Here is a 10,918-nt window from a genome sequence, read left to right as displayed (position 1 = left end):
CTTCTGATCTCGGGTCAGCACATCAAGAATTCCAAGTACCGACGAATCTTGTTCAACACCTTTGGTTTCGCAGCCGCGAAAGCCTAGCCGATGACGGTCTTGTTTATGACCCTATTGCAGCACAAGCCTGCAAGCGTTGCCAACTCGCACCTGAATGCCTTACCGGTGAACTCGACCAGCAACAACTCCTTTACGCGACACTGACTCAACTTTGTGACTCTCAAGTTCAACAGTTTTTATCTCATAACCCAGATGCTTGGATTATTAACGTGGGAGCAGGGCTCGATACCCGTTTCTACCGTTTAGATAATGGCCGCTGTCATTGGGTTGAGCTAGATGTAACCGAGAACTTAGTTTGGCGACAACGCCTGTTCCACAAGAATGAACGCTACCGTCTAGAGTGTGGCTCGGTGGATGACCTGACCTGGTTGGATGAACTTAATATTCCAGAACAAGCCTCAGTGATGGTGGTGTGTGAACATGCTCTGCTGGATTGTAATGAACAACAGACGGCGAACTTTATTCAATCTTTGAGTCGTTATTTTACCCACGCACATGCGTGTTTAGTGTTAGCTGGAGATAAAAGCTCTAGTGCTCTGGGGCAAAAGCTCGGTTCTGGAAAATACGCACATGGCTTATCTTCTCCGATAGACAGCGTCCTTAATTGGCTGCCATGGGCTCAGTGGGTAAAAGCGTTTTCTCCACTTGACCAGCAGTGTAATCGTTGGAAATTGTGGCAGCGACTTCTTTGTAAAATCTCTCAGGTCAAAAAGCGTTTAACGCCGCAGTTAGTGCTTGTTAAGTGGTAGTGCTAGCGGTTCTGTTGGCAGGTATCTGAATACTTGCCTCGTTATAGCTATTCGTTATCGATAAAAGGCAAGCGCCTCCCCACACCATAGTGAAAGCCCACTCACTAGGTTAAACTATCGCCTCTAATCTAAGAGGTGATCGTGAAGTTATTTAATCCCCAAACTATTTTTCAAACGTTATCCAATCAGGCGATGCACAAAAAAGTGCTGTTGCTCGCGATCCCGATGGTTCTTTCTAATATTACGGTTCCACTGTTGGGCTTAGTCGATGCTGCGGTTATCGGTCACTTAGAGCATTCTTGGTATTTAGGTGGTGTCGCTTTGGGTGGGACTATGATCAGCGTGACCTTTTGGTTGCTTGGTTTCCTACGAATGTCGACGACGGGACTGGCCGCGCAATCTTATGGGGCGAACGATGGCAAGCAACTTGGTTTAGTCTTTGTGCAAGGCGTGACCATGGCACTAGGGTTTGCTGGTTTCTTCTTGCTATTGCATAGCTTTGTTGCGGATGCGGTTTTCTCTCTGAGTAGTGCCAGTGACCAAGTGAAACACTATGGTCAGCAATATTTCTCTATCCGAGCATGGAGTGCGCCTGCTGCGTTGACTAACTTTGTGCTGTTAGGTTGGTTACTCGGAACCCAAAATGCCAAAGCACCCATGTGGATGGTGATCATTACTAATATCACCAACATCGTTTTAGATATCGTATTTGTGATTGGCCTCGGCTGGCAAGTGGAAGGCGCAGCATTGGCATCTGTAATGGCTGATTATGCCGGTTTAACATTTGGCCTGATTTGTGTTTACCGAATCTGGGTGAAGAAGCAGTTACCATCGCCATGGGATCTGCTTAAGAAAACCAGTCAAGGTTTGAGTCGTTTCGTAAAACTGAATCGCGATATCTTCCTTCGTTCACTATGCCTACAAACGACTTTCACTTTCATGACCTTCCAAGGTGCAAGCTTTGGCGATGATGTTGTTGCGGCCAATGCAGTGTTAATGAGTTTCTTGATGATCATCTCTTATGGGATGGATGGTTTTGCCTATGCAATGGAAGCTATGGTTGGTAAGGCGATAGGCGCGAAAGATAAAGAAGAGCTTAATCAGTCTTTAATTGGTACTTTCTTCTGGAGCTTTAATATTTGTTTGGTGCTGACCACAGTATTCGCGATCGCTGGGTCTAATTTAATTAATATGATCACCACTATCCCAGATGTAAAAAGCCAAGCTGAGGTGTATCTGCCTTGGTTGATCGCAATGCCACTGGTTTCAATGTGGTGCTTCTTGCTGGACGGTATCTTCGTAGGCGCAACCAAAGGCAAAGATATGCGTAACAGTATGTTTGTTGCGACCTGCAGTTTCTTCGTAATTTTCTACTTAGCATCAGGTTTTGATAACCATGCGCTGTGGCTAGCAATGTTGAGCTTTATGGCGGTGCGTGGCATCGGTCTCGGTGTTTTATTTATTTCTCAGTGGAAGAAAGGTGAGTTTCTCGCCTAGCTTAGTTCAGAGAACGAAAAATAAAACAGCAAGCTCATGGCTTGCTGTTTATGTATTTGGCCTACAGGTGGTCAAATAGTCCTGTTGGTTCTTTGTTTAGAACAAACGGTTAAGTCCGTTAAGCGCTGCTACGCGATACGCCTCGGCCATCGTCGGATAGTTAAAGGTGGTATTCACAAAGTATTCGATGGTGTTGGCTTCGCCTTTTTGTTCCATGATCGCCTGGCCAATGTGAATGATTTCAGCGGCACGTTCACCAAACACGTGGATACCTAAAATCTCTTTAGTTTCACGATGGAAAAGTATCTTCAAGCTACCAATATCTTTACCTGCAATTTGAGCGCGAGCTAAGTGCTTGAATGAAGAACGTCCCACTTCATACGGTACTTTAGCTGCAGTAAGCTCTTGCTCGGTTTTACCGACAGAGCTGATCTCAGGAATGGTGTAGATACCTGTTGGGATGTCTTCGATAAGGTGTCGTTCTGCTTCACCTTTCACCACTGCTTGGGCCACAAATCGACCTTGGTCATAAGCAGCACTTGCTAGGCTAGGATACCCAATCACATCACCGACAGCGTAAACATGTTCAACACTGGTTTGGTAGTTGCTGTTGACTGATACTTGTCCACGAGAGTCCGCTTCTAAGCCAACCGCACCAAGGTTCAGTTTATCAGTATTACCCGTTCGACCATTGGCATACAGTAGGCAATCGGCACGCATTTTTTTACCTGACTCGAGATGAATGATTACACCATCATCTGTTCCTTCAATTTTCTCAAAGGTCTCATCGTTACGAATAACAACACCACTGTTCCAGAAGTGGTAAGAAAGTGCATCTGAGGTTTCGTTATCTAAGAAGGACAACAGGCGATCGCGAGTATTAATGAGATCGGTTTTAACGCCTAAACCGCGAAATATAGAGGCATATTCACAGCCGATAACACCAGCACCATAGATGATGATGTGCTGAGGATCGTGTTTAAGAGAAAGAATTGAATCGCTGTCGTAGACACGTTCATGCATGAAGTCGACGTTGTCTGGCTGATAAGGACGAGAACCTGTCGCGATAACAAATTTGTCTGCGCTGTAGTGTTCTTCAGTACCGTCGCTTTGCATTACGGAGATCGTGTGGGTATCGATAAAACGTGCAGTACCGAAGACTAACGTGCATTGGTTGCGATCGTAGAAACCTTGGCGCAAGCGAGTCTGTTTGTCGATGACCGATTTAGCATGCCCCAGAATATTGGAAAATGTTGAGTGGATACTTTTATTGTTCTGACAAAACAGAGGGTTACTGTTGAATTCAATAATACGACTTACGGCATGACGCAGTGCTTTGGAAGGAATAGTCCCCCAGTGGGTACAACCACCACCAACGCTGCTCTCTTTTTCAATGATAGCAACGTTCAACCCGGCTTTGGTTAATCCCATCGCTGCCCCTTCTCCTCCGGGGCCACTACCAATTACGATTACATCAAAGTGGTTGGAGTGCGACATAGATATCTTCCTTGTTATATTTGATTAACATTGCTTTAGCGAGATTTTAACTGATTCTGTTCTTGGGTACATGAAAAGGGCATCAGAGAGTCGGTGAGATCACGTCATGCTACTGAAAAAATAATATTTGGTATGTCGTATGTCTCCAAATGACGGTGCGGATATTGAAATGTTTTCTTTGAACGTATTTACTTCGATACGTGAACAAAGAGGTGTGTTTAGTGTCTTATATAACCAGAGTGCCTTATATAAGTAAGTGATTCGCGTTATATTGAATAGAGTATTAGACATGCCTGTTTAGGCTGTAAAAGAAGATGTTGATAAAGTATGAAACCAATGGGCATTCGCGCACAGCAAAAAGAAAAGACTCGTCGTAGCTTAGTTGATGCGGCATTTAGCCAACTCAGTGCCGATCGTAGTTTTTCTAATCTAAGCTTGAGAGAAGTCGCTCGTGAGGCTGGAATAGCTCCGACTTCCTTTTATCGCCATTTCAAAGACATGGATGAGCTTGGCTTAACCATGGTCGATGAAGGTGGCTTATTGTTGCGTCAGTTGATGCGTCAAGCTAGGCAACGCATAGTAAAAGAAGGCAGCGTGATTCGCACATCGGTTGAAACCTTTATGGAATTCATTGAAAGCAGCCCAAACGTATTCAGACTGTTATTGCGGGAGCGCTCAGGAACTTCATTTGAGTTTCGTGCAGCGGTAGCTCGTGAGATACAGCACTTCTCTGCTGAGTTAACCGAATATTTGATAACGACTGGCATGACAAGAGACGAAGCTTTTACTCAAGCGGAAGCCTCCGTCATCTTGGTTTTTAACTCAGGGGCAGAAGCATTAGATTTAGATCGACGTCAGCGAGATGAATTGGCTGAGCGTTTGATCATGCAATTGCGAATGATGGCCAAAGGGGCTTTTTGGTATCGTAAAGAACGTGAACGTAACCGATTAAAAGGCGGGATTGAATAATGTCGAATGAAAATAATACTGTAAACCGTGGTTCTGAAAGAAAGACACTCGTACTTGCTGTTGTAGCAGGTGTGTGTGGTGATGCACTGCTATCTTGGGTAACAATGAGCGAAGTGGGCTTCTCTATTTTCCCGCTGATTGCTTTAGTGTTGGCTGTACAAGCGCTATACCAAGAATACCTAACAAATCCAGTATCTGAAGATATTCCGTTAGTGGGTTTAGCTTGTTTCTTTGTAGGTGCATTTGGCCACTCGGCTTTTGTGAAAGCACAACACCCTGATGCCGGGTCAAACTTCTTTGCGATTATCGTTGCGATGCTACTGCTCGCTTGGGTAGGTAAGAAGCTAGGCTTTATCGGTAAAACCGCTTAAATCAATCTATAAATAAAAAAAACGAGCCAATTGGCTCGTTTTTTTGTATCTGCTGCTTCGACTTCGACCTAGAGAGCTAGGCTTACGCTTTACGCTCTAGGAATACACCGGCTTCCATGTGGTGCGTATAAGGGAACTGGTCAAATAGAGCAAAACGAGTTATGTCGTGTGTTTCGCTTAGAATGTCTAGGTTCTCTTTCAATGTCTCAGGGTTACAAGAGATGTACATGATACGCTCGTAGCCTTGAACCATCTTACAAGTATCGACATCCATACCTGAACGCGGTGGATCAACAAAGATAGTGTTGCAGTTGTAGCTCTTAAGATCGATGTTCGCTTGCTGTAGACGACGGAATTCACGCTTGCCTTCCATTGCTACGGTAAAATCTTCCGCAGACATGCGGATGATCTGAACATTTTCAATCTTGTTGGCTGCGATGTTGTATTGCGCAGATTCTACTGACGGCTTCGCTAGTTCTGTTGCCAGTACACGTTCGAAGTTCTGTGCCAGTGCTAGTGAGAAGTTACCGTTACCACAGTAAAGTTCAAGCAAGTCGCCTTTGCTGTCTTGAGTACAGTCGACAGCCCACTCCAGCATTTTCTCTGCTACTTTACCGTTTGGTTGAGTAAAGCTGTTCTCAACTTGCTGGTAGATGTAGCTATCACCATTCACATCTAGCTTTTCGATAACGTAGTCGCGGTCCAGTACGATTTTCATCTTACGCGCACGGCCGATCAGGTTTAGGTTAAAACCTTCATCGTTTAATTGCTGTTTAAGTGCTTTAGCATCTTGAATCCACTGTTCACCCAATTGGCGGTGGTAAAGCAGTGACACCAAAATCTCGCCGCTTAATGTAGAAAGGAAGTCTACTTGGAATAGTTTGTGGCGTAGAGAGTGGTTGTCCTTCATTGCATCCGTTAATAGAGGCATTAGGTCGTTGATCAGGCGGCTAGCCGCTGGGAACTGGTCTACGCGGTATTTTTCTTTGGTCTCTTGATTGAACATGACGTAATACATATCGTCACCTTCATGCCACACGCGGAACTCTGCACGCATGCGGTAGTGTTGTTCTGGAGATTCATACACTTCCAGCTCAGGCACATTATATTCTGAGAACATTTCAGTAAGACGCTCAGTCTTTTCTGCCAGTTGTTCTTGGTAGCGTTGCGGGTTTACTTCTAAATTCGCCATTGTTATGCCTTTTGCTATCGTGCTTTTAAATCAAGAGCGCAGATTTTATTCAATCACAGGCGCTTGTCCAGTGTTGAGAGCCATTCAGTCTAAATAGACGACGAAAACTATAGCTTATAACTATCTTAGACTAGACAAATGATTCATAGGTCAATACTATTTCCGGCAAGCTGGTGCCATGTGGATGTATAGATGGCTGAAGAGGGAATCTGGTGAAAATCCAGAACTGACGCGCAGCGGTAAAAGAGAACGAGTATTCATAGACACTGCAAATAGCATTTTGTGGGAAGTCGAATATTAGGTAACCGAAAGGTTGTGCTCTTAAGTCCGAATACCTGCCAGCGGCTAAGCCATACAATGTGGTTTGGTAGGACTTTACGCGATTTAGGATCACAACATGAACAAATCCCTTTTAGCGGTTGCTGTAGCATCGCTGCTTTCACCTATCTCCAATTTACACGCACAAGAAGCATCTGCTGACGAAACCATGGTCGTTACGGCTAACCGTTTTGAGCAAAGCACTCAAAGTACAACGTTACCTGTTGTAGTTGTTACTCGAGCAGAGATTGAAGCGATTCAAGCTAATGATATTTACGAAGTACTACGTCGTTTACCTGGTATTCAGGTAGCGAGCAACGGCGGTTACGGACAAAAGCAGAGTGTTTTTGTTAGAGGTACTAACTCTGACCACATCTTAGTACTTATTGATGGCGTAAAAACAGCAAGTGCAACATCAGGAGGAGCAAATTTTGCTGCTATTCCACTAGTTGGTGTTCAGCGCATTGAGTTTGTGCGTGGTCCTCGAGCAGCAATTTATGGAGCCGATGCGATTGGTGGTGTAATTAATATTATTACAGACACATCAAGTTCAGAAGCAAAAGTTAGCGTAGGGTTTGGATCTGATTCATACAAAAAAGGCAGTGTGGCAGTGTCTGGTAATATTACAGACTCGACAAGTGGTTCTGTAGCTGTAAAGCGAGCAGAGACTGATGGGTTTTCTGTTCAAAACTCAGCAGGTGATCAAGACGCAGATGGACATGAAGTGACTGAGCTAGCACTTGCGATAACTCATAAGCTGAATGACGAGTTTAAGCTTAAGTTTAATTCTACTTACTCGGATGGTGAAACAGAGTACGATCCGAAAAATGCTACAAAAGATCAGACACTTTACAGTGCAATTGGCCGTCTTAGTTATACTGGAGAAACGTTGTCGAGCAACTTTTCTTTAAGTAAAGCTCAAGATTCTAGTAAAGATTATTACTACAAAAGTACTTATCAAACGGACCACCAGGCCGTTGCTTTCACAAATTTATTCACTGTGAACAATGAAGTTTCTATTGGTGCGGGTCTTGATTGGTCTAAAGATGACGTATCAGAGTCCTCAAAAGACTATGCCGAGAAATCTCGTACGAATAACTCGCTATATGTTAGTGGCTTTTATGACAACCAAGCCGTACAAGCTGAATTAGCTTTACGCGGTGACGATAACCAACGCTACGGCAAGAATACGACATGGCAAGCGGGTTTAGGATATTGGTTAGCAGCTAATTATCGCGTGACGGCTAATGCTGGTACGGCATTTAAAGCACCTACATTTAATCAACTATATTGGCCGGGCTCAGGTGTTCCAACGCTGAAACCTGAAGAGTCAAAAAACTATGAAGTCGCGTTCGAAGCCCATCAATCATTGGTTGATTGGAGAGTATCGGCTTACAAAAATGATATTAAAAACATGATAGTTGGATGGCCTTCAAAAAACATTGGTGTCGCTGAAATTAAAGGCTTAGAGCTATCGGGAGAATTCGATACAGGAAGTTTTTCTCACCAAGTTAGCCTTGACTTTATGGACCCGACAGATAAAAGCGATGGGTCTCAACTTTTACGTAGAGCGAAACAAAATGCTAAGTGGAACGTGACGTATTTTGCGGACAACTGGCAGGCGGACTTGAGTTATTTATATCAAGGTAAACGTATGGATAGCGGCAATGCTGAGTTAGATGAGTACTCGCTAGTAGATATAGCTGCGAGCTACTTTGTGACGGATCATTTCACAATGAGAGGGCGTATTGCTAACCTTTTTGATAAAGATTACACGTTAGCCAAAGGGTATGAAACACAAGAAAGAAGTTTCTTTATAAACGCTGACTACCAGTTCTAATTAACAACTAAACCGCCTTCGGGCGGTTTCTTCTTATTGGATATATCAATGAAAAAGAAAGTCGTCATGAGTTGGTCGTCAGGAAAAGACTCTACGTTAACGTTAGAGCGCCTACTTGAAAGCACCGAGTATGAAGTTGTTGCTCTGTATACTACGTATGTTGGAGATGAAGTTCCTTTCCAGGTCACTCCTATTGAGGTAGTTGCAATGCAAGCTCGATTGGTCGGTTTACCATTAATCATGATTGAGCTACCGGAAGTCTTCCCAAGTAATGAGGTTTATCAAAGTACGATTGTCTCGGTACTTAAAGATTCTAGTTTATCAATCGATGCGGTCGCGTTTGGAGATATGTTCTGTAATGGCATTGCCGATTACCGAAGAAGTTATATAGAGCCAGCTGGTTGGGAGTGTGTGTTTCCCCTAATGGGAGAGAGCAGTCAGGTACTTGCGAGTGAAATAATAGACAGAGGAATCGAAACCTTTCTCGTCACGGTCGATACCGATGCATTAGACATGAGCTATTGCGGGAAAGAATACACGTTTGAGCTAATCGACAGTTTACCGAGTCACGTCGACCCATGCGGCGAAGATGGTGAGTTCCATACTTTAGTAACGTCAGCGCCATGCTTTAAAGGAAGGCTTAAGATAGAGCTGGAAAATGTAGATCAGGGTGAGCGCTTTGTGCATCAACGCTACCGAGCCTGCATTATGTAGAGTGATGATTGGCGAAAACTAAGTGAAGGGGTATCATTGCAACGGAACTTATTACAGGTAATGGTTGTGTCGGAAAGCATACAAAAAAACATATTGATCTTTGATTCTGGAGTTGGCGGTCTGTCCGTATATAAAGAGATAAGCCACTTACTACCGAATCATAACTATACTTATGTATTCGATAACGAGGCTTACCCATACGGTGAGCTCGACCAGCAAGTCCTTATCCACAGAGTTCAAAGCATCGTCGCCAGTTTTGTGGCTAGCCACGCTATTGATATTGTGGTGATAGCCTGCAATACAGCAAGTACAATTGTGTTACCTACACTAAGGGCTAATAACCCAATCCCTATTGTCGGGGTTGTTCCGGCAATCAAGCCAGCATCGCTACTTGCCAATAAAGCCGTTGGTCTTATTGCAACACCCGCAACGATTACTCGTGAATACACACACGAGCTCATCAAAAACTTCTCTAGTAATAAAAGAGTTGAGCTTTTAGGTTCTACTCAGCTGGTGGATATGGCCGAAGATAAACTCCGAGGAGAGGCGATTAACCTTGAAGAGCTGCAGCAAATCCTTCAACCAATGATCAACACAATTGATGTGGCTGTTTTAGGGTGTACTCATTTCCCACTGATCAAATCAGAGATTCAGCAAGTGCTAGGTAAAAACGTGATGTTGATTGATTCAGGTAAGGCTATTGCTAAGCGGGTTCAAGATTTATTGGATTTAGAGAGCAGTACTGAAGAAGGGGGAGTGCGTGAGGCTTTTTGTAGTGCACTTCCTAAAAAAGAAAGTGCACTAAATAGTATGCTGAAGCGGTTAGGGTTTAGCTCAGCTCAGCTTCGTCCGTTTCTGGATGTTTAGGATCGTTTGCAACGCGTACTTTTAAAGTACGTTGCATGTAATCTTTATCGTTAAGTTCTGAAATAGCATGATTCACATCATTACTTGCCATAACAACAAATCCAAAACCTCTTCTTTTACCAGTACGTTTGTCTTTCATTAAACGTACAGCAAATACTTCACCATATTCAGAGAACAATTCACGTACATGTGATTCATTCGCTTTGTATGGAAGGTTACCCACATAAAGTGTTTTTGTTGAAGCCTTAGGTTCTGACTCTGATTTTGAGTTGGTGCTTGAAAAATTAACAACAAAAGCGGAAGCCAAGACACCAAGGATAAAGGTAATTGCAGGCGATATATCTACCTGAGAGAAAACAATGCCGCCCAATACAGCTAGCGCGACAATTAACAACATCGATTTTTTTGAGTTCATATCGGAATACTACATATTAATAAACGAAATATACGCATCTACCATTAACAAAATAGACACATGAATCTTACGTTCATGGCTTCCATTTTGCCAATGTATTGCTGTGATACGTCTCAAATGTTTAGTTTTTATTCGAAAAATGCGGATGTGGTGGCTTTTTAGGCGAACAAAACTTTTATTTAAAAAAGCTCTTGTGCTCTATATCGAACTCTCTATAATGCCGCCTCACCGACAAGGAGTGAGACGAAAGTCACGCTGCGAAATCGGTAGAGAATAAGAGTTTGAAAATAACCCTTGACTCTCTAAGTGGTGCAGGTATAGTACGCACCCCTAGCGACTGAGATGTAAGTCACAAAACGCTAGAGCTCTTTAACAATTTAAACCTATCAATCTGTGTGGGCACTCGTTGATGAATATCAAAACGTTATT

General features: G+C 43.5%; 10 protein-coding genes and 1 riboswitch. Of the genes, 7 read left to right on the top strand and 3 right to left on the bottom strand.

The features are described 5' to 3' along the window. Both AB4496_RS10865 and dinF read left to right on the top strand, forming a co-directional pair. Positions 1–809 (top strand): class I SAM-dependent methyltransferase (locus tag AB4496_RS10865; protein WP_372130937.1); only part of this gene is annotated, 809 nt, incomplete at its 5' end. A 141-nt stretch (positions 810–950) separates the two neighbouring features. Beyond that, on the top strand, positions 951–2,306 hold the full coding sequence (dinF, locus tag AB4496_RS10860) for an MATE family efflux transporter DinF (RefSeq protein WP_032555306.1): 1,356 nt from the start codon (positions 951–953) through the stop codon (positions 2,304–2,306). Between the two features lie 96 nt (positions 2,307–2,402). Here the strand turns inward: dinF and sthA are convergent, their stop codons facing one another. Then, on the bottom strand, positions 2,403–3,803 hold the full coding sequence (gene sthA, locus AB4496_RS10855; protein WP_009848252.1) for a Si-specific NAD(P)(+) transhydrogenase: 1,401 nt from the start codon (positions 3,801–3,803) through the stop codon (positions 2,403–2,405). A gap of 327 nt (positions 3,804–4,130) precedes the next feature. Here sthA and fabR point away from each other — a divergent pair, with 327 nt between their 5' ends. Both fabR and AB4496_RS10845 read left to right on the top strand, forming a co-directional pair. Next, positions 4,131–4,772 carry an HTH-type transcriptional repressor FabR gene (fabR, locus tag AB4496_RS10850; protein ID WP_009848253.1) on the top strand — a complete coding sequence of 214 codons (642 nt, stop codon included), beginning with the start codon at positions 4,131–4,133 and terminating at the stop codon, positions 4,770–4,772. Then, positions 4,772–5,143, top strand: a complete 372-nt coding sequence (locus AB4496_RS10845; RefSeq protein ID WP_004736696.1) for a YijD family membrane protein — start codon at positions 4,772–4,774, stop codon at positions 5,141–5,143. Before fabR ends, AB4496_RS10845 begins: the two co-directional genes overlap by 1 nt. Positions 5,144–5,225: 82 nt before the next feature. On the opposite strand, the gene trmA is transcribed toward AB4496_RS10845, so the two are convergent. Beyond that, positions 5,226–6,335: a tRNA (uridine(54)-C5)-methyltransferase TrmA gene (gene trmA / locus AB4496_RS10840; protein WP_009848254.1), complete on the bottom strand. Its 1,110-nt coding sequence runs from the start codon at positions 6,333–6,335 to the stop codon at positions 5,226–5,228. Positions 6,336–6,489: 154 nt separating this feature from the next. After that, positions 6,490–6,693, top strand: a riboswitch (cobalamin riboswitch). Between the two features lie 39 nt (positions 6,694–6,732). On the opposite strand from trmA, the gene AB4496_RS10835 reads away from it, so the two are divergent. The 3 genes from AB4496_RS10835 to murI are packed head-to-tail and all read left to right on the top strand — an operon-like array spanning position 6,733 to position 10,074. After that, the gene (locus AB4496_RS10835) at positions 6,733–8,493 is read left to right on the top strand and encodes a TonB-dependent receptor domain-containing protein (RefSeq protein WP_009848255.1); all 1,761 of its coding nucleotides are present in this window, start codon (positions 6,733–6,735) and stop codon (positions 8,491–8,493) included. Between the two features lie 48 nt (positions 8,494–8,541). Next, positions 8,542–9,207, top strand: coding sequence for an ATPase (locus AB4496_RS10830; protein ID WP_009848256.1), 666 nt, complete (start codon positions 8,542–8,544; stop codon positions 9,205–9,207). 60 nt (positions 9,208–9,267) lie between these two features. Next, entirely contained in the window at positions 9,268–10,074 is an 807-nt protein-coding gene (gene murI / locus AB4496_RS10825; RefSeq protein WP_009848257.1) for a glutamate racemase, read from the top strand. Here the strand turns inward: murI and AB4496_RS10820 are convergent. After that, positions 10,037–10,489 carry an RNA-binding protein gene (locus AB4496_RS10820; RefSeq protein WP_009848258.1) on the bottom strand — a complete coding sequence of 151 codons (453 nt, stop codon included), beginning with the start codon at positions 10,487–10,489 and terminating at the stop codon, positions 10,037–10,039. The genes murI and AB4496_RS10820 overlap by 38 nt on opposite strands. Positions 10,490–10,918 lie beyond the last annotated feature (429 nt).

The organism is Vibrio sp. 10N.222.46.A1, from assembly GCF_041473595.1.
Lineage (GTDB): Bacteria > Pseudomonadota > Gammaproteobacteria > Enterobacterales > Vibrionaceae > Vibrio > Vibrio tasmaniensis_A.
The sequence above is the reverse complement of the archived record's forward strand: the minus strand, read 5'-3'. Positions and strand labels throughout refer to the sequence as shown.